The following is a 22914-nucleotide window of genomic DNA, read 5'->3' as shown; positions in this document are numbered from 1 at the left end:
AATTGTTCTTTGAAAATCAATGGGCGCGGCGGATTTGGGCGCCGAGCTGCGATAGCTTTTCTTCTATACATTCGTAGCCGCGGTCAAGATGATACACGCGGTCAACTACGGTTTCGCCGCGTGCGATCATTCCAGCGAGAACCAGGCTTGCGGACGCACGCAAATCAGTCGCCATGACTTTGGCGCCGTCCAGTTGAGCAACACCTTTCACCATTGCGGAATTGCCCTCAACCTCGATTTCGGCTCCCATGCGTTTCAGCTCCTGGACATGCATGAAACGGTTTTCAAAAATTGTCTCGGTAACGGTGGACGCACCGTGCGCTACGCTGTTCAAGACCGTAAATTGCGCCTGCATATCGGTTGGAAAACCGGGATAAGGCGCAGTACGCACATTGACCGCCTTAAGTTCCCCATTCATCTTGAGGCTTACCCAGTCATCCCCTGCTTCGATGTCCGAGCCGGCCTCGCGCAGCTTCTCCAGTACGGCATCGAGAATACTGGTTCGGGTATCCTTGAGCCGGATGCGCCCGCCGCTGGCCGCAGCGGCGACCAGAAAGGTACCAGTTTCGATGCGGTCCGGCATAATCCGATAGTGCGCCCCATGTAGGGTATCTGCGCCTTCAACGGTGATCATGTCGCTGCCCGCACCGCGGATATGTGCCCCCATGGCGTTGAGACAATTCGCCAAATCCACGACTTCCGGCTCGCGCGCCGCATTTTCGATGACGGTCGTGCCATGCGCCAGAGTCGCTGCCATCATCAGGTTCTCTGTCCCAGTAACCGATACCAAATCCATAAAAATTCGCGCGCCTCGCATGCGCTTCGCCCGCGCCTGTATATAGCCGTGGTCAATGTCGATTTCGGCGCCCATTGCCTGTAGACCTTTGATGTGCAAATCCACCGGTCGCATACCGATTGCGCAACCACCGGGAAGGCTCACTCGCGCTTCGCCGGCGCGCGCCAGCATCGGTCCCAACACAAGAATCGAGGCGCGCATCGTTTTCACCAGCTCGTACGGTGCAAGCAGATTGCTCACGCGCTCCGCAGCGAGTTCAACTGTCATCTTTTCGTGTAGCGATACTGCGACACCCATCTGCGCGAGCAGATTGAGCATGGTAGTAACGTCGTGCAGGTGCGGCACATTTTCGACTTTCAGCGGTTGCTGGGTCAGCAGGCTTGCGCACAGTATCGGCAAAGCCGCGTTTTTGGCGCCGGAAATCCGAACTTCACCCGAAAGTGGCGCGCCACCTAGAATAACTAGCTTGTCCATTCTTCCGGGGCATAGGTTTTCATTGACAGAGCGTGAATATCTTCGCGCATCTTTTCACCCAAGGCACGATACACAATCTGGTGCCGCTGTACCCGGCTCTTGCCGCGGAAAGCGGTGCTTACAATGACCGCTTCAAAATGCTGGCCGTCACCCCGCACCTCGACAAATTCGCATGCCAGGCTGCTTTGAATGTAAGTTTTCACGTCGTCGGGCTTAACCATGGGCATTTTTAATAACGCAACTTGTATCCGCTTTTGATCAGCCACAAGGTAAACAATGATAAGGCCAGGAAACAGCTTGCGACAACGACCAGGCTCAAGTCGGGCGCAACATCCGAAACCCCGAAGAATCCGTAACGGAAGCCGTCTATCATGTAGAAAATCGGATTGAAACGCGACGCTGTCTGCCAAAAATGGGGCAGCGAATGTATCGAATAAAATACCCCACTCAGGAACGTCAGTGGAATGATGATAAAATTCTGGAATGCCGCGAGTTGGTCGAACTTGTCGGACCAGATTCCGGCGATGATCCCCATCGTACCAAGAATTCCGCTCCCCAAAAACGCGAACAGCAACACCCACAGCGCGTTTTTTAGTGGGACTGCGATAAACCACAATGTAACCGCGAACACGCCTAAACCCACCAATAGCCCGCGCACAATGGCAGCCAGCGCGTAAGCCAGAAAAAACTCCCAGTGCGACAGCGGTGGCAGTAAAACGAATATGATGTTTCCGGTTATTTTCGACTGTATAAGGCTGGAGGAACTGTTGGCGAAAGAATTCTGCAGCACCGACATCATCGCCAGGCCCGGCACCAAGAACGCCGTATAGCTTACGCCGTCGTAGACGTGCAGGCGTTGCTCCAAAGCATGGGAAAAAATCAGGAGGTACAACATCGCTGTCAGCATTGGCGCGAGCAGCGTCTGAAAACTTACTTTCCAGAAGCGCAGCAGCTCTTTGTAGAGCAGGGTCGGAAAGCCGCGCATCAGTGTTTGCTCATTATTTGCACAAACACTTCTTCCAGGTCGGGCTGGAGCAATTCAATTTCCTGAACCGTAATGCCGGCTTCGCGCAATCGCGACATAACTCTTTCCAGTTCTGAATAATCGGGTAGCGCCAGTGTGTAGCTCGAATCGATGCGCTGCCTCAGCAAGGAGCGCAAATCCTCGGGCAGGTAATCTGGCGACAGCCTCAGCTTGACTTGGCGCGCGGAAAAGCTTTCTAGAAGATGTCTAGTGGTGTCGAGGGCGACGATCTTTCCCTGCTTCAGCATGGCTATTCGGCTGCACTGCGTTTCCGCCTCTTCTAGATAATGAGTGGTAAGCACAATCGTGTGGCCGTCGGCATTGAGTTTTCTGATGAACTGCCAAAGTTCCTGACGCAGTTCGACGTCCACGCCAGCCGTCGGTTCGTCCAGCACAATAACAGGCGGTTTATGCACCAGCGCCTGCGCCACCAGCACGCGGCGCTTCATACCGCCGGACAAAGCTCGCATATTAGTGTCAGCCTTGTCAGCAAGGTTCAGATGCTGAATTATCTCGTCGATCCAGCCGCGATTGCTTTTAATTCCGAAATAGCCGGATTGGATAATTAGAGTCTCGCGCACTGTAAAGAATGGATCGAACACCAATTCCTGCGGCACCACGCCGAGTGCGCGTCGTGCGTTCCGGTACTGGGCGATGACATCAAAGCCCATTACCGCAATTTTACCGCTGTCCGCACGCGCTAACCCGGCCAGTATATTGATCAGAGTGGTTTTGCCCGCGCCATTCGGCCCCAAGAGCGCAAAGAACTCGCCCTGCGCGATCTCCAGGCTTACATTCCTCAGCGCCTGAACGGCGCCAAAGCGTTTATGCACCTCACTTATCTGAATGGCAGGAGTCATGGGTACCGGTGACACGTGCTGCGAGAAGTAGGCCTAACGAAGTCCGCCACTCCGCTACCAGCAATGCGTGTCCCTGCGATTCCTCATCTCCCGTCAGAAAAAGGTATCAGGTCTAGAACACCGTAAAGCGAGGCGAGACTTTTCATATTGTCAGGCATGTTGCGTACGCTCAGCCGCAGGTTTCGCCTTTTGGAAACGCGGAGCCATTCAAGCACCATGGTGATTGCGGATGAATCTACTTCCCGCAGTCCGCTGAAATCGACTTCCGTAAGCTCGTGATTAAGTTGCTGCAGGCCAGCCTCGAATAGAGAATTTACATTGCTCATAGTGACCGCACCCTGCACCAACAACCGGTTGCCATCACGAACGATCATCTTTTCTGTTGCGCCTGCACCTGGTTATTCGGTTTATCGGTGCCGCTATCAAGTTTTTCGTTCTTGTCCATCAATACCTTTATCAGGCCGTCTATACCCGACTGGTCGATTTGATTATTGAATGTACTGCGGTAACTCGTCACCAGGCTCACTCCGGCCACCACCACGTCGTAAACTTTCCAGCCGTCGGGCGTCTTTTCCAGGCTGTAATCCATCGTGATCGGCTGTCCACCGGGTTGCATGATTTCTACTCTTACCTGTGCATCGTCGCCTTGGATATCGGCGGGTTTCACGGTATAGGTTTGGTCTTTGTAGGAAGTAAGAGCGGTGGAATAAGTGCGTACCAGCAGCGTACGAAATTGGGCTACCAATGACTGCTGCTGTTCCGGTGTAGCGTGGCGCCAGTTCTTGCCCACCGCGAGCCGGGTAATGCGGACAAAATCAAAATGCGGCACGACTTTTGTTTCCACCAACTGGTAGAGTTTTTTACGATCTCCCGCCTGAATGCTCTTGTCATTCTTGACGATCTGCAGAACTTCGTCAGCGGTGTTGCGCACCAGCACATCCGGCGGCACGATATCCGCCGCCAAGGCTAAGCCACTTGCGAACACCCCAAGCACCCATGGTAACCTGTAAATAGTCTTCATTTGTTCCCGCCTTCGGCTTTACTGAATAAAAACTGGCCTATTAACTTTTCCAGCACCAGTGCAGACTGGGTTTTCTTGATGGTGTCTCCGGCCTGCAGATATTTGGTGTCGCCTCCCGCATCCAGCCCAATGTATTGCTCACCGAGCAAACCGGACGTAAGGATGCTGGCAAAAGTGTCCTTGGGAAACTTATAACGATTGTCAATACTTAATGTTACTCTCGCCACATAGTCCTTGTTGTCGAAGCGGATGTCGGCAACGCGCCCGACCACCACGCCGGCGCTTCTTACCGGTGCGCGTACCTTTAGGCCCCCGATATTCTCGAAATTGGCATAGAGCGGATAATTATTGCTAGACAAGCTAAAGCTGCTAAGGTTGCCGACTTTGAACGCCAGCATGAACAAGGCGACGATTCCAGCCAGGACAAACATGCCTGCCCACAAATCGAGCGTTTTCGATCCCATCACCATCCTCCAAGCATAAAAGCTGTCAACACAAAATCCAGCGCCAGTACTGCCAGCGACGAGATAACCACCGTGCGTGTAGTCGCACTCGCTACCCCCTCCGCGGTGGGATAGCAGTCATAGCCTTCGAACAAGGCGATCAGCGTCACGGTCACACCAAACACCAAGCTTTTGATCTCCCCGTTCAGTACGTCATCAAACACATCCACCCCGGCCTGCATTTGCGACCAGAATGCGCCTTCATCCACGCCTATCAGCACGACCCCGACGAAATAGCCGCCGAACACGCCGACTATGCTGAAGATCGCCGCCAATACTGGCATCGAAATTACGCCCGCCCAAAAGCGCGGTGCTACCACGCGGGCGATCGGATCCACAGCCATCATTTCCATCGCGGAAAGCTGCTCGGTCGCTTTCATAAGGCCGATTTCAGCGGTAAGCGCGGTACCAGCACGGCCGGCAAACAATAGCGCAGTAACTACTGGTCCGAGCTCGCGGACCAAAGAGAGAGCAACCAGCAGGCCCAAGGCCTGTTCAGACGCGTATTTCTGCAAGGTATTGTAGCCTTGCAGTCCCAACACGAAACCGACAAACAACCCCGAAACTATAATGATGATCAGCGAATAAACGCCGACAAAATAAATTTCGCGTGTAACCAGCCTAAACCGCCGGAAACTGGTGCCGGACTGAATAACGGTGGCCCAAAGAAAACGGCTGGCAACGCCTAGCCGCATTACACCGCTAATTGCCGAGCCGCCCAGTACTCGAAGCCCGTCAGGAATTGCTTTAACCACCGCGTTCATCTAACCCCAGGTCCTTGGCATAAGGCGGGCTGGAGTAATGAAACGGCACCGGCCCGTCCATTTCCGCATGTACAAACTGGTGTACGAACGGCAAAGCAGATGCGCGAATTTCATTCGGCGTGCCCTGCGCCACCAAGACGCCCTCTGAAACAAAATAAACGTAATCCACGATAGCTAACGTTTCCTCCACGTCATGGGTGACAATAATCGATGTCGCGCCCAGCGCATCGTTCAGGCGTCTGATGAGGTTGGCGATTACGCCAAGTGAAATCGGGTCCAGACCGGCGAACGGCTCATCATACATGATGAGCATGGGATCGAGTGCAATTGCGCGCGCAAGTGCCACGCGCCGCGACATACCGCCGGAGATTGCGGAAGGCATGAGGTCGCGGGCCCCGCGCAAACCGACCGCGTGCAGCTTCATCAGCACCAGGTCGCGAATGAGCGTCTCCGGAAGATCGGTGTGCTCGCGCAAAGGAAACGCAACATTATCAAACACCGACAAATCCGTGAATAAGGCGCCGAATTGAAATAACATCCCCATGCGCCGTCGCATACGATACAGCTCGTCATGCCCCAATTCATGAATTACTTCCCCGGCCACCTTGACCGAGCCGGCTGCGGGTCGCAATTGCCCGCCGATGAGCCGCAGCAGCGTGGTCTTGCCGCAACCACTGCCACCCATGATGGAAACCACCTGTCCCCGGGCAATGCGCATGTTCATTCCCTTGAGGACAGGGTGTTCGTCGTAGGCAAAATTGACGTTGTTTATTTCAACAAGATGGTCCGCGGGCACCGTTGGGGACAATTGAGTTCGGAAAAGCGAATTTTAAACTAGTTATTGCAAATAGAAAAACTCGATTGTTTTTAACTTGTTGGCCAAATGCGATTCTCATCGGCGTGTTATCATGAATAAACGGAAATTCGATCCCGTTTGCTACTCATGCGCGCACACGCACTGGATATCATTGGCGTCCGTAAGAATTTCGGAAAATACACCGCACTCAACGAGATAAGCTTCAGCGTCGAGAGCGGGGAATATTTTGCTCTGGTGGGAATCAACGGCGCCGGCAAGACCACGCTCTTAAAATGTCTGCTTGATTTTTGCGAAACCGATGCGGGCGCAATTAATATCTTCGGCACTTCCCACCGCGTCACGGCGGCCCGCAAACGCCTGTCGTTTCTGCCGGAACGCTTTATTCCGCCTTTTTACTTGACCGGACGCGACTTCCTGCATTACATGCTGAGGCTGCAGGGGATAGCGTATGATCCAAATCAGGTAGAGGGAATGCTTTCTGCGCTTGATCTCGATTTGGCGGCACTGCGGCTTCCGGTGCGCGCTTATTCCAAGGGTATGACTCAGAAACTGGGGCTCGCGGCGTGCTTTCTCGCCAGCAAGGAACTCTATGTGCTGGATGAGCCTACCAGTGGCCTGGATCCAAAAGCGCGTGCGCGATTGAAGACGAAATTCAATGAACTGCGTGATAAAGGCCGCACCTTGTTTCTCACGTCGCACACACTCGCCGATGTCGAGGAAATTTGCGACCGCATGGCCGTAATCCACGATGGCCGCGTACTTTTTGTGGGCACTCCGCAACAATTGTGCCGCGCGCACGCGGCGCCGACTCTGGAGCGGGCATTCTTGTCCTGTATCGGCGAGCCGGGGGCAATGGCGGGGACCTAGGAGTCTCTAACATACTTATACTCTTGTTGCGACGGGCCGGGACCAAGTGCACGCCGCGAAGCGCGCTGCGCCGTCCCTGCCGGTTGCGGCCCAAATCGCGTCTGCGCAATTGCTCGGGCTCACGTTAGCACGGGGTAGCGCTACGTCTTCGAGCTTTGCACCCGCACCTCTCGAACAGCAACGCAGAGGTACTTTGACTATGTTAGAGACTCCAAGACTCTGGCAAAATGACCAAAGTTGTTTTGCCTGAAGGTGTGGGATACGGTGGATACTCAAGCCAAACCTGATCTGCTGATCGTCGACGACGACCCGCTGATTACCGATACTCTGAATTTCGTGTTGAGCAAGGATTATACGGTCTATGCAGCGGATTCGCGCAACCAAGTTAAAAGCCTGCTGCGGCAGCTCGACAAACCGCCACAGCTGGCATTGATTGACCTGGGGCTACCCCCCACCCCGCATCGCCCCGACGAAGGTTTCCGCCTGATCAGCGAATTGCTGGCGTACTCGCCGGATATCAAGATCGTGGTGCTCTCGGGCCAGAATGACGAGGCCAACGCGCGGCACGCGCGCACGCTGGGCGCCATCGAATTTATCGCCAAGCCGTGCGAACCGGAAACGCTCAAAACCCTGCTTGCCAAGGCCCTGCAAATCCGCGACGCAGAACTGGTGGTAGCGCCCGTGGAGGGGGGAATTATTGGCAAAAGCTTGGTGATTGAAAAACTCCGCAATCAAATCGGCCAGTACGCAAATGCACCGTTTCCGGTCCTCATCGAAGGCGAGTCGGGCAGTGGCAAGGAACTCGTTGCAATTTCCTTGCACAACTTGAGCGGCCGCAGGCAAAAACCATATTTGGCGCTCAACTGCGCCGCAATTTCCCCGAATCTAGTAGAGCCTACGCTGTTTGGATACAGCAAGGGTTCTTTCACTGGCGCCACGGCACCGCATTCGGGCTACTTTGAAGACGCAAAAGACGGAACGCTGTTTCTCGATGAAATCGGCGAACTGCCGCTGGAATTGCAGGCCAAGCTTTTGCGGGTCCTGGAAAATGGCGAATATCAGCGCGTCGGCGAAACCGCAAGCCGCACCAGTAACGCACGTGTAGTTGCCGCAACCAATCGTGATCTGCGCCAAGAAATAAAAGCCAGCCGATTTCGTGCCGACCTGTACCATCGTCTGAGCGTATTCAGTATCAGCGTGCCAGCGCTGCGGGAGCTCGACGAGGACAAACTAATCCTGCTCAACCATTTCCGCGATTTTTATTCACGCCAAGGCCACGTTGCGGCATTCAATTTGGACGATAAATCTTTGGCCCTGTGGCGCGACTACAGCTTTCCAGGCAATGTGCGTGAATTGCGAAATATCGTAATCCGCCTGACGACCAAATATCCCGGACAAACTGTCGGGACCTCGCAATTGCAAGGCGAACTGGATATGGACAATGTGGACGGCAAAATGCCCGAGCCGGTGATGGCCCAGGACTCTAAAGCCTTGCTCGACGCAGCAAGGAAACATTTGCAGTCGCAGAAAAATTTCAGTTTGGACGAAATGCTGCAACAATGGGAAAAAAGTTACGTTGAGGCCGCGCTTTCCATCACCCACGGCAATCTTTCTCAGGCCGCAAAACTATTGGGGGTGCGCCGCACCACGTTGTACAGCCGTATGCAACAATATGGGGATGTGGAGAATGAGGACAATTAATCGACATGTATCAAGAGTATTTCGGCCTGACCCAACCCCCGTTTAAGATCACCCCGAACACCGAATTTTTCTTCCCGGGGGGGAACCGCGGCGCAATTCTAGACGCGCTGCTCTATGCTATCTCGCATGGCGAAGGAATAATCAAGGTTAGCGGCGAAGTAGGCAGCGGCAAGACCATGTTGTGCCGTATGCTTCAAACGTGCCTGCCGCAACAGATTGAGTCTGTCTATCTCGCCAATCCCAGTGTATCGCCTGACGAAATTCTGCATGCCATCGCGTTTGAATTACAGTTGCGAATAGGGGACAACGAGCCGCGCATCAAAGTAATGCAAGAGCTGCATAGCTATTTGCTCGAGCGGCACACGCAAAATCGGCAAGTGGTGATTTTTGTCGAAGAATCGCAGAGCATGCCGCTCGCCACACTTGAGGAAATACGTCTACTCTCCAACCTGGAGACCGGGAGCCACAAGTTGTTGCAGATCGTGCTTTTTGGCCAACCCGAGATTGACGAAATTTTGCGCCAGCCGAAAATCCGCCAGCTGCGCGAGCGCATTACCTACAGCTTTTCGCTGACCCCTCTGAATTCGGAACAGATCAAGGAGTACCTGATGTTTCGCATGCGCGCCGCAGGCTATCGTGGCCCCGACCTCTTTACCCAAAGCGTGGTCCACATGATTGCCAAGGCCTCAGAGGGGCTGACCCGGCGCGTGAACTTGCTGGCGGACAAGACGCTGCTCGCGGCATTTGCTGACAATACTCACACCATCAAATCGAAGCATGTCAAGGCGGCAATTCATGACAGCGAATTCAGCAATGATCTTGGCCAACGCCGCAAGGCTTTTTCGCGCTTGGGATGGCTAATATTCGGCATCGCGGTTGGGACATTATCGTACAGTGCCTATCTCCTGCTTTTGCCTATGCTCGAAATGCCGACGACGCATCAGTCCGCCGCCCGCGATGCAGCGGTCGCAAGCGCGCGAGCAAAACGTGCAGAGTCCGAAAAGCCCCGGACAACTGCGCCCCAACCAATTCGAAACGATTCCCCGATCACGCAACCTTCAGCTGCCGACGGACTGGCATCGGAATCAAATAAGGAAGCGTTATCAACATCTCCGCAGGCCGTTTCTCGGGCATCTGAGAACGCAAATCCGCAAAATACCGACACAGGAGAGCTCAGTCTTCCGTTGCGCATGTCTGCTGCCGTTAGCTCCGCCCCGATAAGCACGGAAACCAAATCATCGATCGCGCCGCAACCCGCATCAGGCTACGGTGCTTTCGAACAATATCCGATTTTGCAGATGCGTATCGAAGCAACGCGCGAAGCGTTTCGCCAAGCCGCGCCGGATGATTTAAGCATCCAATTGTTTCTCACCGAAGAAATGCGCCCGAAACGTATCGAAGACTTCCTTAATCGCGCCCCAAAGCTGGTGAATCTAAACGAAATTTACGTGCATCCGGTGAAAATAGGGGGGAAGCCCCGATTCAGGGTATTTTACGGCATCTATTCTTCGCAACAGAGCGCGCGCGCGGCAATGGATCAACTCCCGCCCAAATACGGCCAAGCGTTTCATTTGAAGCTGTTGAAAGTAGGCCAGTTTCAAAATTAATGTGGGTCGTATCCAAGTTGCGCGAGTTCCGGTAAGCGACTAAATCCAGCAACAAAGCTTGCAACTCTGTCATATTGCAAGCAATAATTGCCAAATACCTTACAGAACTTGTAATAAGATAGTGCTATGATTAGAAATTGTTGCGAATAACATGTCGCCTTTTCAGGGTAGGGTAAAGATGCAACGCTCCAATACAAGGGCGCTCCTTTCTTGTCTGGCATTAGCCGTGGTTTCGGGCAGTTGCGCCACGGGTAATTTGTCGAATTATCCGCAGATCCCGCAGTCGGAAGGCCATATTACCGGCACGCTAGGGCCTAAGGCGGGCGAAATTCCCGCCCCAGTGAAGGCGATCGGTTATGTGCCCCCACCCAAGCCGGCCGAGAAGCCGCAGACGTATAGTGTGGTAGTAAACGAGGTTCCTGCGAAGGAATTGCTTTTTGCTTTGGCTCGGGACACCAAGCAAAACATAGATATAAGTCCAGATATCCAGGGGCTGGTGACATTAAACGCAGTGAACGAAACCCTGCCAGCGATTCTCGAGCGCATATCCCGGCAGGTGGACATACGCTACAAAATGGAAGGCGATACTCTGGTAGTCACCCCGGATACGCCTTATTTCAAGACTTATTTCGTGAACTACGTCAACCTCGCGCGCAATACGACTTCCAGCAACAGCGTTACCGGACAAATCTCCTCAGCAGGAACCAGTCCCGGCAGCAGCACTGGCGCTGGAGCCCAGTCGAGCGGGACATCAGGTTCGGGCAACTATTCCAGCACCAACGTTACCAGTACTTCCAACAATAATTTTTGGGAGCTCCTGAAAGAGAACCTGCGTAGTCTATTGAGTTCCACCAGCGCGCAGACTTCAACGGCGGAAGAAAAAGCCGCGCGAGCCGAGGCACTGCGTACCGAGCATGAAGAGCGCGTGCAGGAAGCGGGCGCGGTCGCGCACGCCGGTACCGGTGCGGACAAGCTTTATGCCACCGCTTTTGGCGGTACCGCACCTGCGCTTCCTGGGGATGTGAAAGACGATATTGTGGTAAACCCTGTCGCAGGCACGGTAAGCGTGTTTGCGACTGAGAAACAGCACGTGCTGGTGCAACAATACCTCGACGGCGTAACTGAGGCGTCTCGGCGCCAAGTGCTGATCGAGGCCAGCGTCGTTGATGTCACCCTCAGTGATCAGTACCAAGGGGGCGTAGATTTCTCGAAAATGGGCAACTGGGTCATTAATCAATCCCTGAGTACCCTGAGTACTGCGGCCCCCCCGTTCACTACAGTAGCTTACAACGTCGCCGGCAGCACCAATATAAATGCCACCATTTCGTTGCTGGAGCAGTTTGGCAAAACGCGGGTGTTATCGAGCCCGAAACTGATGGCGCTTAATAACCAAACTGCGCTGCTCAAGGTGGTGGAAAACGTGGTTTATTTCTCGGTTACCGCGGTGCCAGCGGTACTTTCCACCTCCTCGACGACCGTGACGCAGCAGACATTCAACACTACGGCACAGACAGTACCGATAGGCCTGGTAATGACCGTGACGCCGCAAATCGATGAAAACGGAATGGTTACCCTGATTGTGCGCCCGACCATTACCACCGCTCCCACGTCGGTCCAAGACCCCAATCCAGCCCTCGTTACCACGCAAATCAATTCTGTTACAGGAACAATCACCAGATCGCAAATCCCGAACCTGGTGCCTCAGGTCAGGACCCAAGAGATGGAATCGGTGCTGCAGGTGGGCAGCGGCCAGATCGTAGTGTTGGGGGGTCTGATGCAGGATAATGTGCAGCGCAACAGCAATGCGGTGCCTGGTCTATCAAAAATTCCGTTTATTGGTGAATTGTTCAATTTCCGCAATAATCTAGTGAGCAAGGAAGAGCTGCTGGTTTTCTTGCGTCCAACAGTAATCACCAATCCATCTCTGGACAGCGACCAGTTGAAATTCTTCAAGCGTTTTCTTCCGACTCCTGAAACGACCGGCGCCAATCAATGAGCCTGTTGATGAAAGCCTTGCAAAAGGCCGCACAGAACCGCGAAAGTTCTGGCGAGAAAACTCCGCCTGCGCAGGACGCGTCACCAATGACTTCAGAGCTTGCCCTTCAACCGCTGCAAACCGAGCCGGAAACGCCCGCATGGAAAGTTGAGCCCGAACCGCCGCCGAGTCCAGAATTGGCCGCAACCGTGATGCGGGCTTCCGAAGTACCTGGCGGCGTGGGTGACTTCGTTAAAGGTCATCCGGTGGTATTGCTCGGGGTCGCTGCCGCATTGCTGTTAATCGGCGGCGCAATCTATGTCTATTTGGCGATTAGCAAACCGAGCGTCTTCGTCACTTCCGCTCGGCCCCCGGCTCCGCCTGCAGTCGCGGCCGTCCCAGCAACGCAGGTAAGACCGGAGCCGCAACCGCAGCCAACGGCCGCCCCTCAAGCGCAAGAACAAAAAACGGAGCAGCTGACGGCAATGGGGCCACAACCGGTGGCGGCAGACGTTCCCGAAAAAAAACTAGAACAGGTGGTCGAACAACGCGCGCGCTCTGCTACCCGAGCACCTCAGCAAACGAAACAGGCGCCGTTGGCACCATCAGGCGCATCTTCTCAACAAAACATCACCGTCACTCCCGCCAAAGCAACGCCGCAAGTTGCACCACAGCTGGTGAGCGCCTACCAAGCGTTTCAGCAAAACCGTCTTGACGCCGCTCAGGACTCGTACCAGAAAATGCTCGCGATCGATCCCAATAATACCGAGGCATTGCTCGGGCTTGCCGCGGTCGCGGAACAACAAAAACAAACTGACAAAGCGGTTCAGTATTATCTGCAGGTACTCCGCGTCGACCCGAGAAACGCGACCGCCCAGGCCGGGCTACTTGGAATCGTTGGGCACAATGATCCGCAAGCGAGCGAGATGCGCCTAAAGCAGCTGCTTGCGCGAGAACCTTCGGGATTCGTATTTTTTACCTTAGGCAATTTGTACGCCGAGCAGTCGCAGTGGCCGGGGGCGCAGTCCGCGTATATGCAGGCATTTCATTTGCAGCCGGACAACGCCGATTACGCCTTCAATCTGGCCGTCAGTCTGGAGCACATTAGCCAACCCAAAGTGGCCCTTAAGTATTATCAGCAAGCATTACAGCTGGCCAAAGACCAGGGTCACGCCAATTTTGATTTAAGCCTGGCGCAAAATCGCATCAGCAAACTGTCTTCCTTGGAGTAAGCGTGGCAGAGCAGCGTAAAAAACTGCGCCTCGGCGAGCTGCTCATTCAGCAAGGCCTGATAAGTCTTGACCAGCTGCGCATTGCCTTAACCCAGCAAAAGCACGAAAAAATCCCGATAGGCCGGCAGCTGGTGAAGTTGGGCTTTGTCAGCGAAGCGGTAATCCGCGACCTGATGGCGCGCACAATCGGCCAGGAGAGCATCGACCTTTCACAAGTTGTTGCGGATGCCGAAGCGCTCAAGCTGATACCCCAGGATTTTGCCCGGCGCTATCGCATGCTGCCAATTGCCTACAACGCGGATACTAAAATTCTCACGGTTGGGGTTAGCGAAATTTTCAATGTGGTCGCGCTGGACCAGTTGCGCGCCTTTTTGGGTACGCAGATTGAAATCAAGACGCTGCTCGCCGGCGAGGCACAGCTCGAGGAAAGCATAGACCGTTTCTATGGATTCGAGCTATCGGTGGACGGCATATTGGAGGAAATCGAAACCGGGGAAATCGATTATCAAAGCCTGCAAATGGCCGGCGACGAGTACACTCAACCCATCGTTCGGCTGGTTGGTGCCTTGCTCGTGGACGCAGTAAAACGGGGTGCATCGGATGTTCACTTTGAGCCGGAATACGCTTTTTTGCGCATCCGTTACCGCGTCGACGGCGTGCTGGAGCAAGTGCGCAGCCTGCACAAGACCTACTGGCCTGGAATTGCAGTGCGGCTCAAAGTGATCTCTGGAATGAACATTGCCGAAACCCGCGCGCCGCAGGACGGAAGATTGTCTCTCAATCTCAACGGGCGGCCGATCGACTTTCGCGTCTCTACGCAGCCTACTATCTACGGCGAGAATATCGTGCTGCGCGTACTCGACCGTGAAAAATCCATCATTAACCTGGACCGCATGAATCTGCAGTCCGAAACGATAGCGACGCTGGAAACAATGCTGGCACGGCCTGAAGGTATACTGATTCTCACCGGTCCTACCGGAAGCGGCAAGACCACCATGTTGTATTCACTGCTCTCCAAACTCAATGATGAAACCGTGAACATCATGACGTTGGAAGACCCCGTCGAATATCCAGTGACCATGATGCGCCAGACTTCGGTTAATGAGGTGGCCAAAATGGATTTCGCCAACGGTATCCGTTCAATCATGCGCCAGGATCCGGACATCATCCTGGTCGGCGAAGTGCGAGACCGGGAAACTGCGGAAATGGCGTTCCGCGCAGCAATGACCGGCCACCAGGTGTTCACCACCTTGCACACCAACTCGGCGCTGGGCGCATTTCCTCGCCTCATGGACATCGGCATCCCGCCCGACATCATTTCGGGCAACGTCATCGGTGTATTGGCGCAACGCCTGGTGCGGCTGCTTTGTTCGCGCTGCAAACAGGCTTACTTTCCGAATCAGGAGGAAATTCACTTGCTGCGATTGCCGCTGGATTCAAAAATTAAAATCTATAAGGCGGTGGGTTGCAAGCATTGTCAATCCAAAGGCTACAAGGGTCGCATGGCGCTCCTGGAAATTCTGCAAATGGACGGCGATTTGAACGAGCTTGTGGCGCGACGCGCCACCGCCCGGGAACTTAAGACTGCGGCTCTGCAAAAAAATTTCCGCACGCTAGCTGAGGACGGCATTCAGCGCGTGCTGGACGGCATGACCAGCCTTGCCGAAGTATCGCGCACGGTGGATCTCACCGGAAGATTGATTTAACGGCCGACGGGCAACTTCGGAGCGCAAACCACATGTCCACTTTTCAGTACAAAGCGGTAGACAAGGACGGCAAGCCCGCACGCGGTGACCTCAATGCGATAAACGAGGTCGACCTCGAGCTGCGGCTAAAGCACATGGGGCTCGACCTCATCACCTTCCGCCAAATCAACAAGAGTTCGTCTGCGCTGGCGCGCGGCAGCATCACCCGCCGTGACCTCATCACATTCTGCCTCGACATGGAGCAAATCTCGCGCGCCGGAATTCCGCTGATGGAGGGCTTGCGCGACCTGCGCGACAGCATCGAAAATCCGCGCTTCAAGGAAGTGCTCACTTCATTGCTTGAGGATATGGAAGGCGGCAAACTGCTTTCACAGGCGCTGGCGACGCATTCCGCGGTGTTCAATCATGTGTTCGTGAGCTTGGTGAAAGCGGGCGAGCAGGCCGGCAAGCTCACAGAAGTGTTCGAAAACCTTGCAACGACTCTGAAATGGCAAGATGAACTGACGGGCCAGGCGCAGCGCTTGATGCTGTATCCCATCTTAGTCCTAGTGATCATCATCGGGGTGGTGATCGTGTTGTTGGTGAGCCTGGTGCCGCAAGTGGTATCGTTGTTGAAAAGCATGGGCCTGCCGTTACCGCTGCAAACACGCGTGTTGATCTTCCTGTCCGACTCGATAGTTCATTATTGGCCGTTGCTGGTGGTAGTGCCGATCGTGATTGCCGTGATCTTTTTCGTTGCGGTGCGGCAAAGCGAGAAAGCCCGCTATTCCTGGGATTACTTGAAACTGCACATTCCGATTACCGGTGAGATCCTGCAAAAAATTATCTTGGCGCGTTTTGCCAATTTTTTCGCATTGATGTATGAGTCCGGGATTACCATTCTGGATGCTATCAAGACCAGCGAGGAAATCGTCGCTAACCGAGTGATGGTAAGCAGCCTGCAGCGCGCCGGGCAACAAATCGGGTCAGGCGAAAGCCTCACTGAAGCGTTTCGCAATCTGGGCGTGTTTCCGCCGCTGGTGCTGCGCATGCTGCGCGTCGGCGAAACCACGGGCGCCCTGGATACAGCCCTGCTCAATATTAGTTATTTTTACAATCGCGACGTCAGGGAAGCGGTAGACAAGGGTTTAAAGCTGCTGGGACCGTTGACCACAGTCATCCTGGCAGGGGTTTTGCTTTCCATCATGGTCGCAACCTTGCTTCCGGTGTACGATATTCTCGGTAAGCTTAAATATTAATCAAGCCTTATGGCCGACAAACTCTTATTGTGTGTTTCCGCTACCTCGGCCACTGTCGGCCGCTGGCACGCCGGCAAGCTAACGGTAGTCCGAGTATTCCCCAACGATCAGAGCGGCTGGTCTGCGTTTAGCGCCTTCCTGCAGGGTAGTTCGGGAATATTGGTGCACATCTTGGTAGACGTTGTCGAAGAGGATTACCGCTTCGAAAGCCTGCCTCACAGCATGGGCCGCGACCGCAGGGAATTGGTTTCCCGCAAGCTCAGACAACTGTACCGCAACAACCCTTATTGCAGAGCCTGGCCGCAAGGTCGCGAGACTGACAAGCGGCGCGACGATCGCTATCTGTTCGCGGCTTTGACTAATCCGGATCTGATTGCCGGCTGGCTCAATGTCATTGAAGCGCAGCGTGCACCGTTGGCAGGCGTGTACCTGCTGCCGATGGCCAGTAAGAGTCTCCTCAAGAAATTCGGGCTCGGCAACATCAACAGCTTGCTTCTGGTGACGCAAAACGGCGCCGGGCTCCGGCAGACTTTTTTCCAGGACCAGAAATTGCGCATCAGCCGCCTTACACAGCTGGAAAATATTCCGGATGAATCAGGCGTGGCCGATTACGCCGAGGAAATCAGCAACACGCGCCTGTACCTTGCTGCAGTCAAAATACTGCCCCTGGATGAGCCCCTCCTGGTCGTCATCCTGGATCAGCGTGCAACGCTCGTCGGTCTCGGAAAAGAGCTGGCTAAATTGCAATCGAATATTATTTACCAGCATTTTGGACGCGACGAGATTGTAGTCAAAATGGGCTTAGCGCCGGAGCTGCTGCAAGTCTCTCCCGACGTGGTGTACTTGCAGATGGTCGGCGAGCTGAAACCTATAAACCTTGCGCCCGCCGAAAAAACTCATCTTTTCTGGCTCTACCAAGCGCGCCGCAATATATACGCGGCCAGTGCCTTAGCGGCTTTTGTGGCGGTCTTGTGGTGCGGGAATAATCTCTATCAGCAATACGATTCCCGGAAGCAAGCCATGATAACGGCGCAGCAAACCGAGCAGCAGCAAGCGCAATATCTGGAAGTGACAAAGCAATTTCCGGCTGCTCCGACTTCAGCAGAAAACCTAAGAAACGCCGTCGAGACCGCTGAAAAAATCAAGAAAGAAGGTCGCACACCCGAACTCATGTTTGGAGTGATCAGCCACGCGCTTGACTCAAGTCCCGATGTGATGCTGAAAAGCATTGTCTGGAAATACGGCAAAGAGGGGAAGGTGGAAGATTCGGCGCCGGCGCAAGGGATCGCCGCAAATACGCAAAGCGGCCTTATTGAGGCGGAAATCAGGCCCTTCAACGGCGATTACCGCGCTGCGATGGCCAGAATCAACCGCTTCGCAGAAAAACTTAGACAAGACAAGAATGTCGCGCAAGTAAACGTGATACAACTACCACTCAACATTAATCCGGGAACCAGCTTGAGCGGCAACACCACCGACAGCCGGGAGCAATCTTCGACGGCGCCTTTCAAAGTCGAGTTATCCTTGAGGCAGGAATCATGAAATCGTCGGACCTGCGCGCGCTGCGCATCCCGCTTACGGTACTGCTTGTTGTGTTGGTCGCGGGCGCTGCACTGGTCTATTACACCAAGCATATGGCCGAGCTCGCGCTCCAGCAACTGCAACAACAGCAATATCAGCTGGGCGAAGCGCGCGTCCGTTACCAGAAATCAGGAGATGAGAAGGAACTGATCAATCATTATTTGCCCGACTATCTGCGGTTGGAGAAACAAGGCTTCATCGGCACTGAGGCGCGCATCAACTGGCTCGACGGATTGCGCATTGCCAACCAGCAAGCGGAACTGTACGGGGTCGCGTATCAGATCGGTGCGCAGCACCCATACACTCTCGCCGCCGCGTACAATCCCGGCAATCTTACATTACAGCAGTCGCTGATGAAGCTTAATTTTCGCTTGTTGCATGAGGGAGATTTGATGCGCTTTTTCAATATCCTCGCGACAAAAAACGTCGGTCTGTTCCATCTCGACCAATGTAAGATTGAGCGACTGGACAACAATATGACCGCAATCCGATTGCAGCCCAATTTGCAGGCCGAATGCGATCTTACCTGGATTACCCTGCGGCCTGCTGATTCAACGGGGAGTAAACAATGAGATGGGCGGCGCTTATTTTATTGATGCTGCCGCTTTGCGGCTCCGCGGCAGAGCCTTTGGGGCGTTTGTTCTATACGCCTGAGCAACGCGCCACACTTGATAATGCCAGACGACAGAAAATCCAAATCAACGTCGAGCCCGAGGCACCAGCGACTCCAGAGAACATCAGTGTCAACGGCGTGATCAAGCGCAGCGACGGCGAATCGACAATCTGGATCAATAATCAACCGGTCAGCCAAAAACATACAGCTAATGGAATAAAAATCATCGGCCGCAGTGCGGATAATGCCAGCGTCACGTTGCGGTTACCGCAATCTACGCGTAACGTAGATGTGAAAGTCGGTCAAAATCTCGATGCGACGAACGGGCATATTCAAGAAAGCTATCAAATACCTCCTCCACCCCCTGTAGTCCGTAAAAAAACAGCGCCATCGGCGCAGAATGAACAGCAGAAAGTCTTAGCGAACCCGCCGCGCTCCCCTGAAAAACCAGACCCCGGTATTTCCTCTCAGGAAGCGAACGGCTCGGAACCATCTCCACAGCCCGATGAGCAATCCACAAATCCATCGACACAGAAACCCCTCCAAAATCAGTACTGATGACTCACTCTCGCAAGCGCCCGGTTCGATTCGCATCCGGCGGGAGAGCGGTCAGGCCTTGTTTGTCCTTTTGGTATTGATCGTCGCGGTGGTCGTCGGGCTCATTGTTGATTTTTCAAGTCCGACCGCTCTCGCGATTCAAAACGATAACAAAACCGCGCGCGCGTTGGCACAGGCAAAGGATGCGTTGATCGGTTGGGCAATCAGCCATCCCGACGATCCCGGTTTGCTACCTTATCCCGATCGCAATGCGGATGGTGATTACAATGGCTATAGTGACTGCCCGCCTACCTCAGGTAACCCGGCGTTGTTGCTCGGCGAGCTTCCATATATAGGGGAAAAGAGCCCCTGTCAGAATCCTCAGGCGACAATTAATTTGGACAACGTCGATGGTACCGGAGAAAATTTGTGGTATGCAGTATCCGGAAATCTTGTCCGGGGCTTTACAGATCCGTTGCCGAATATTGCAGCGAACTTAAGCGATGCTACGACCACGGGTTGGCTCACCGTTCGCGATGCAAATGGCGCCGTATTGAGTAACCTGGTTGCTTTCGTTGTGCTGTCGCCGGGCGCAATCGAACCCGGGCAGGATCGCTCGGGGCCGGCGCCGGCTGCAAGCAATTTTCTGGATAATTTCACGATCGGCGGGACAACATACAGCAATTGGGATGTCACGCTCGGGTTTGTAAGCGCCGCAGACACCGCAAAAGTTCCGGCCGGATCCAATCAGTTTGACGACCAGCTGCTATTCGTCACCCGCGACCAATACCGGATTGCAATTGCCACGCGCGTTGCGGGCGAGCTTAAGAAGGCGCTTAACCAATATTATTCATCAACACTGTCCTACCCTTTTGCCGCACCAAATCCGGATGGTGAATGCGTCAGCGGATCGGTTACTGGGTACATTCCCTCGCAAGACACCATTCCGGACTGTGGCGGTGCGCTCGCCGGCCTGCCTGCCTGGTTTCCCAATTGGGAAAGCTACGTCACCTACACCCTTAACAATCCCGCGTCAGCTACTCTGACCATTTTCGGGAGAAGTTTTGCTGTTACTCCATAAAATGCGCGGGCTGGGCGCTTCCGGAACGCCGACAATCATGCAACAGGTCTTAGCGGGGCATGCGGGTGGTTTTACCCTAATTGAACTCGGGATTGTATTGTTTATTCTTGCGCTCATTTTGAGCAGTCTGTTGGTACCCCTGGCGACGCAGGTTGATCAACGCAATATCAGCGACACGCAAAAGAAGTTGGATGAAATTAAAGAGGCGCTCATCGGCTATGCGGCAAGCCAGACGCCTCCACACCTGCCCTGTCCTGACGTAACCAGTGGTGCGGGCGCCAATGACGGACTAGAAGATTTCAATGCTGGGACGGGAGCGTGCAACGCGCAAGAGGGCAATATTCCATGGGTCACGTTGGCTGTAGCCCCCACCGACAGCTGGGGCAATCGCATTCACTATGCTGTGAGTGCGGCTTTTTCAAATCGTTCGCCGGCAGCGACCATGAGTTTGGCGTCGGTGGGAACATTGACTATCTGTGCGGCGGCGGCCTGCACCCCGGCCACGGCCATCGCAGTCAACGTCCCGGCGGTGATTCTTTCCTACGGTAAAAACGGCTGGGGTGCGATCAACAGCTCGACCAACGCACAGAATCCTGCGCCAGCCAGTTTGGACGAACTTGAAAATACCAACGGGGATTCCACCTTTGTGAGCCGTGCGCAAACCGCTAAGGATTCGCCCGCCGGCGAATTCGACGATATCGTCGTTTGGCTTTCCAGCAGCGTGATGTTCAACCGCATGGTGGCCGCAGGCAAGTTGCCATGATCCAAATGCTCATTTGGCGGGTGCCAGCTCAAAGCAGACTTTTCCGATCTGATTGCTTGCAAGTCGCAATCGGTAACCCTGTTCCTCGGCCTGGCGCCAAGCTTGGTACAGCCCAATCCCCAATCCTGTCTGCGACGGAACAGGCCCACTGAATAGCTGCTTAGCAACCGTTTCGTTAAGCGGTACGCCGTCATCGCAAATACTGAGCCTGGGCTTCAACGCGCATGAGAAACCTACGCTGATGCGCAAGCCGGGCTCGAGCTTTCTTTTCTGCAAAGCATTTTGCAGCAAATTATCCGCGATGCTGTCGAACAGCTCCGCTGGGAGTAGCGTGCCAACGGTAATGTCCGGTTGCCTAAACTCAACCGCTTCGCTGATGTAACGCTGCTTGAGGTTGCCCCACCAAACGTGCGCCGGAACTTCCCGCGTCTCCGTCTGTTGCGGCGCTTGCAATTTGTCCATTGTCCATTGCAAACGCTGCGCGATTTGCGGCAATTGGCGCTGAATCATGGCGCGTAGCGCTTCGGCGTCATTTTCATTACTGGTTTCTGCGGCGACGCAAAGCGATTTTAGCGACTGCAGGAGATTTTTCACATCATGGGTCAATCGGGCGCCTGTTTCATACACCGCCTGGGTATAAGCGTTGTGCCGTTCCTGCTTTTCGCGTTGCTTGGCGCTGTAAAAATCCGCCAGCAAACGTATGAGTAACTTAACATGGAGCAGCAATGCCGGGGTCAACTCCCATTTGCTGTACAAAATTATGCTGAGATCGTCGAATGAAAATTCTGCGGGAAACTTCGAGACACCGCCTTGTTTCCGTTCGCCGCCGGCTACCCGCCAACTCACTCCCGCGACCCAGGGAAGCGCCGCTACCTCGTGTACCGCCATGATCAGGAATTTTTCAGGGTTGGCCTCGCGGTCGGCCAGGTTGGCAAGGCTGTGCATCCAGCGTTCGAACGGCAGGCCGACCGAGAGCAGATAGCGCGACACCAGCTGACCGACCCCGTCAAAGCCGGAACGCGGGTCCCATAGCCAGCTTAGCGCGAACAACAGAATCGCTATTAATGCCAGTGTTTTTGCTAGAGCTAGAACATAGCCGCCTTGGTTCATTTGCCGAACCACAAACGCGCCGAGCACCAGCGCGGCGGTAAGCAGGAAAAGCAAGAGGCTGTAAAACAGATCTACCACGCGCTGGCCCGTCTCGGGTTCGCTTTCTGCCTTGATAAAAAATATTGCAACGATCGGTAGCAGCAGTGCGTAGCGAGCCACCAGCGCCATGATGTCGGGAAGGCGAAAATCCGCAAAAAGATGAGGCACAACCCACATTAGAAGCACGGCGAGCAGATAGGTCGCCGCCAGTAGTAATATCGCGCGCTGTCCGCGCTGACGCTTGCTGGGCACATTTCCACCAATCAACGCAAACAGGACCGAGATCCATACCGCGATCAACCACCAACTGTTCCAAACTGTAAACAAGAGCCCAATGCCTATTACCAGCACGGCGTGCCGGACATCCAGATTGCGTTCTCCTCCCCATACCGGCTGCCACAGCAGAAAAAATCCGAAATGCGTCAATACGAAGCAACGTGCAAGCCAGCTGTCAATCCCCAAGAACAGAACCGCGTGCAGCGCCAACAGCATCAGGCCAAGAAACCATTGCTGACGAGAAGCAATAAAGTTCTGGTTCAAGCTTACTATTGCACTAGGCGGCATAGCACATGGGCCGGCATGAAAATTGTTAGGGTAGCTTGCAC

At 54.3% G+C, this 22914-nt stretch carries 22 protein-coding genes; 12 read left to right on the top strand and 10 right to left on the bottom strand.

The window, feature by feature from the left end; genetic code table 11:
* Positions 1-16: 16 nt before the first annotated feature.
* The 9 genes from murA to VLV32_09615 form a co-directional block, all read right to left on the bottom strand.
* Positions 17-1270, bottom strand: a complete 1254-nt coding sequence (murA, locus tag VLV32_09655) for a UDP-N-acetylglucosamine 1-carboxyvinyltransferase (protein ID HUL42149.1) — start codon at positions 1268-1270, stop codon at positions 17-19.
* Positions 1258-1497 carry a BolA family protein gene (locus VLV32_09650; GenBank protein ID HUL42148.1) on the bottom strand — a complete coding sequence of 80 codons (240 nt, stop codon included), beginning with the start codon at positions 1495-1497 and terminating at the stop codon, positions 1258-1260. Before VLV32_09650 ends, murA begins: the two co-directional genes overlap by 13 nt.
* A gap of 2 nt (positions 1498-1499) precedes the next feature.
* Positions 1500-2255: an ABC transporter permease gene (locus VLV32_09645; GenBank protein ID HUL42147.1), complete on the bottom strand. Its 756-nt coding sequence runs from the start codon at positions 2253-2255 to the stop codon at positions 1500-1502.
* Positions 2255-3154: an ABC transporter ATP-binding protein gene (locus tag VLV32_09640; GenBank protein ID HUL42146.1), complete on the bottom strand. Its 900-nt coding sequence runs from the start codon at positions 3152-3154 to the stop codon at positions 2255-2257. Before VLV32_09640 ends, VLV32_09645 begins: the two co-directional genes overlap by 1 nt.
* A gap of 83 nt (positions 3155-3237) precedes the next feature.
* The gene (locus VLV32_09635; GenBank protein ID HUL42145.1) at positions 3238-3528 is read right to left on the bottom strand and encodes an STAS domain-containing protein; all 291 of its coding nucleotides are present in this window, start codon (positions 3526-3528) and stop codon (positions 3238-3240) included.
* Positions 3525-4175: an ABC transporter substrate-binding protein gene (locus VLV32_09630; GenBank protein HUL42144.1), complete on the bottom strand. Its 651-nt coding sequence runs from the start codon at positions 4173-4175 to the stop codon at positions 3525-3527. Before VLV32_09630 ends, VLV32_09635 begins: the two co-directional genes overlap by 4 nt.
* A complete protein-coding gene (gene mlaD, locus VLV32_09625) occupies positions 4172-4639 on the bottom strand; it encodes an outer membrane lipid asymmetry maintenance protein MlaD (GenBank protein ID HUL42143.1) in 468 nt (155 codons plus the stop codon). The genes VLV32_09630 and mlaD overlap by 4 nt, the downstream gene beginning before the upstream one ends.
* Positions 4639-5442 (bottom strand): lipid asymmetry maintenance ABC transporter permease subunit MlaE, encoded by an 804-nt coding sequence (gene mlaE / locus VLV32_09620; GenBank protein HUL42142.1) that lies wholly within the window; start codon positions 5440-5442, stop codon positions 4639-4641. Before mlaE ends, mlaD begins: the two co-directional genes overlap by 1 nt.
* Entirely contained in the window at positions 5426-6166 is a 741-nt protein-coding gene (locus tag VLV32_09615; protein ID HUL42141.1) for an ABC transporter ATP-binding protein, read from the bottom strand. Before VLV32_09615 ends, mlaE begins: the two co-directional genes overlap by 17 nt.
* A 219-nt stretch (positions 6167-6385) precedes the next feature.
* On the opposite strand from VLV32_09615, the gene VLV32_09610 reads away from it, so the two are divergent.
* The 12 genes from VLV32_09610 to VLV32_09555 all read left to right on the top strand — a co-directional run bounded on the left by VLV32_09610 (position 6386) and on the right by VLV32_09555 (position 21160).
* The gene (locus tag VLV32_09610; GenBank protein HUL42140.1) at positions 6386-7126 is read left to right on the top strand and encodes an ABC transporter ATP-binding protein; all 741 of its coding nucleotides are present in this window, start codon (positions 6386-6388) and stop codon (positions 7124-7126) included.
* Positions 7127-7390: 264 nt separating this feature from the next.
* Positions 7391-8827 carry a sigma-54 dependent transcriptional regulator gene (locus VLV32_09605; GenBank protein HUL42139.1) on the top strand — a complete coding sequence of 479 codons (1437 nt, stop codon included), beginning with the start codon at positions 7391-7393 and terminating at the stop codon, positions 8825-8827.
* Between the two features lie 5 nt (positions 8828-8832).
* Positions 8833-10434 carry an AAA family ATPase gene (locus VLV32_09600; protein ID HUL42138.1) on the top strand — a complete coding sequence of 534 codons (1602 nt, stop codon included), beginning with the start codon at positions 8833-8835 and terminating at the stop codon, positions 10432-10434.
* Between the two features lie 151 nt (positions 10435-10585).
* Positions 10586-12430, top strand: a complete 1845-nt coding sequence (locus VLV32_09595; protein HUL42137.1) for a secretin N-terminal domain-containing protein — start codon at positions 10586-10588, stop codon at positions 12428-12430.
* The gene (locus tag VLV32_09590; GenBank protein HUL42136.1) at positions 12427-13641 is read left to right on the top strand and encodes a tetratricopeptide repeat protein; all 1215 of its coding nucleotides are present in this window, start codon (positions 12427-12429) and stop codon (positions 13639-13641) included. The genes VLV32_09595 and VLV32_09590 overlap by 4 nt, the downstream gene beginning before the upstream one ends.
* 2 nt (positions 13642-13643) lie before the next feature.
* Complete coding sequence (locus VLV32_09585; protein HUL42135.1) at positions 13644-15347, top strand: GspE/PulE family protein; 1704 nt, start codon at positions 13644-13646, stop codon at positions 15345-15347.
* 32 nt (positions 15348-15379) lie between these two features.
* Positions 15380-16585: a type II secretion system F family protein gene (locus tag VLV32_09580; protein ID HUL42134.1), complete on the top strand. Its 1206-nt coding sequence runs from the start codon at positions 15380-15382 to the stop codon at positions 16583-16585.
* A gap of 9 nt (positions 16586-16594) precedes the next feature.
* Positions 16595-18127 carry a hypothetical protein gene (locus VLV32_09575; protein HUL42133.1) on the top strand — a complete coding sequence of 511 codons (1533 nt, stop codon included), beginning with the start codon at positions 16595-16597 and terminating at the stop codon, positions 18125-18127.
* Positions 18124-18738, top strand: a complete 615-nt coding sequence (locus tag VLV32_09570; GenBank protein ID HUL42132.1) for a hypothetical protein — start codon at positions 18124-18126, stop codon at positions 18736-18738. The genes VLV32_09575 and VLV32_09570 overlap by 4 nt, the downstream gene beginning before the upstream one ends.
* Positions 18735-19337: a hypothetical protein gene (locus tag VLV32_09565; GenBank protein ID HUL42131.1), complete on the top strand. Its 603-nt coding sequence runs from the start codon at positions 18735-18737 to the stop codon at positions 19335-19337. Before VLV32_09570 ends, VLV32_09565 begins: the two co-directional genes overlap by 4 nt.
* Entirely contained in the window at positions 19285-20397 is a 1113-nt protein-coding gene (locus tag VLV32_09560; GenBank protein ID HUL42130.1) for a hypothetical protein, read from the top strand. Before VLV32_09565 ends, VLV32_09560 begins: the two co-directional genes overlap by 53 nt.
* A gap of 37 nt (positions 20398-20434) precedes the next feature.
* The gene (locus VLV32_09555) at positions 20435-21160 is read left to right on the top strand and encodes a prepilin-type cleavage/methylation domain-containing protein (protein ID HUL42129.1); all 726 of its coding nucleotides are present in this window, start codon (positions 20435-20437) and stop codon (positions 21158-21160) included.
* Between the two features lie 9 nt (positions 21161-21169).
* Here the strand turns inward: VLV32_09555 and VLV32_09550 are convergent, their stop codons facing one another.
* On the bottom strand, positions 21170-22849 hold the full coding sequence (locus tag VLV32_09550) for a hypothetical protein (GenBank protein HUL42128.1): 1680 nt from the start codon (positions 22847-22849) through the stop codon (positions 21170-21172).
* Between the last annotated feature and the right edge of the window lie 65 nt (positions 22850-22914).

Source organism: Burkholderiales bacterium, assembly GCA_035518095.1.
Taxonomy (GTDB): domain Bacteria; phylum Pseudomonadota; class Gammaproteobacteria; order Burkholderiales; family JAHFRG01; genus JAHFRG01.
Note: the sequence above shows the minus strand (reverse complement) of the source record. Positions and strands in the feature narration are given on the sequence as shown.

Coding starts and splice junctions, on each gene's coding strand:
- murA (HUL42149.1), bottom strand. CDS start 1,270: ATGGACAAGCTAGTTATTCTAGGTGGCGCGCCACTTTCGGGTGAAGTT.
- VLV32_09650 (HUL42148.1), bottom strand. CDS start 1,497: ATGCCCATGGTTAAGCCCGACGACGTGAAAACTTACATTCAAAGCAGC.
- VLV32_09645 (HUL42147.1), bottom strand. CDS start 2,255: ATGCGCGGCTTTCCGACCCTGCTCTACAAAGAGCTGCTGCGCTTCTGG.
- VLV32_09640 (HUL42146.1), bottom strand. CDS start 3,154: ATGACTCCTGCCATTCAGATAAGTGAGGTGCATAAACGCTTTGGCGCC.
- VLV32_09635 (HUL42145.1), bottom strand. CDS start 3,528: ATGATCGTTCGTGATGGCAACCGGTTGTTGGTGCAGGGTGCGGTCACT.
- VLV32_09630 (HUL42144.1), bottom strand. CDS start 4,175: ATGAAGACTATTTACAGGTTACCATGGGTGCTTGGGGTGTTCGCAAGT.
- mlaD (HUL42143.1), bottom strand. CDS start 4,639: ATGGGATCGAAAACGCTCGATTTGTGGGCAGGCATGTTTGTCCTGGCT.
- mlaE (HUL42142.1), bottom strand. CDS start 5,442: ATGAACGCGGTGGTTAAAGCAATTCCTGACGGGCTTCGAGTACTGGGC.
- VLV32_09615 (HUL42141.1), bottom strand. CDS start 6,166: ATGAACATGCGCATTGCCCGGGGACAGGTGGTTTCCATCATGGGTGGC.
- VLV32_09610 (HUL42140.1), top strand. CDS start 6,386: ATGCGCGCACACGCACTGGATATCATTGGCGTCCGTAAGAATTTCGGA.
- VLV32_09600 (HUL42138.1), top strand. CDS start 8,833: ATGTATCAAGAGTATTTCGGCCTGACCCAACCCCCGTTTAAGATCACC.
- VLV32_09595 (HUL42137.1), top strand. CDS start 10,586: ATGTCGCCTTTTCAGGGTAGGGTAAAGATGCAACGCTCCAATACAAGG.
- VLV32_09590 (HUL42136.1), top strand. CDS start 12,427: ATGAGCCTGTTGATGAAAGCCTTGCAAAAGGCCGCACAGAACCGCGAA.
- VLV32_09580 (HUL42134.1), top strand. CDS start 15,380: ATGTCCACTTTTCAGTACAAAGCGGTAGACAAGGACGGCAAGCCCGCA.
- VLV32_09575 (HUL42133.1), top strand. CDS start 16,595: ATGGCCGACAAACTCTTATTGTGTGTTTCCGCTACCTCGGCCACTGTC.
- VLV32_09570 (HUL42132.1), top strand. CDS start 18,124: ATGAAATCGTCGGACCTGCGCGCGCTGCGCATCCCGCTTACGGTACTG.
- VLV32_09565 (HUL42131.1), top strand. CDS start 18,735: ATGAGATGGGCGGCGCTTATTTTATTGATGCTGCCGCTTTGCGGCTCC.
- VLV32_09560 (HUL42130.1), top strand. CDS start 19,285: ATGAGCAATCCACAAATCCATCGACACAGAAACCCCTCCAAAATCAGT.
- VLV32_09555 (HUL42129.1), top strand. CDS start 20,435: ATGCAACAGGTCTTAGCGGGGCATGCGGGTGGTTTTACCCTAATTGAA.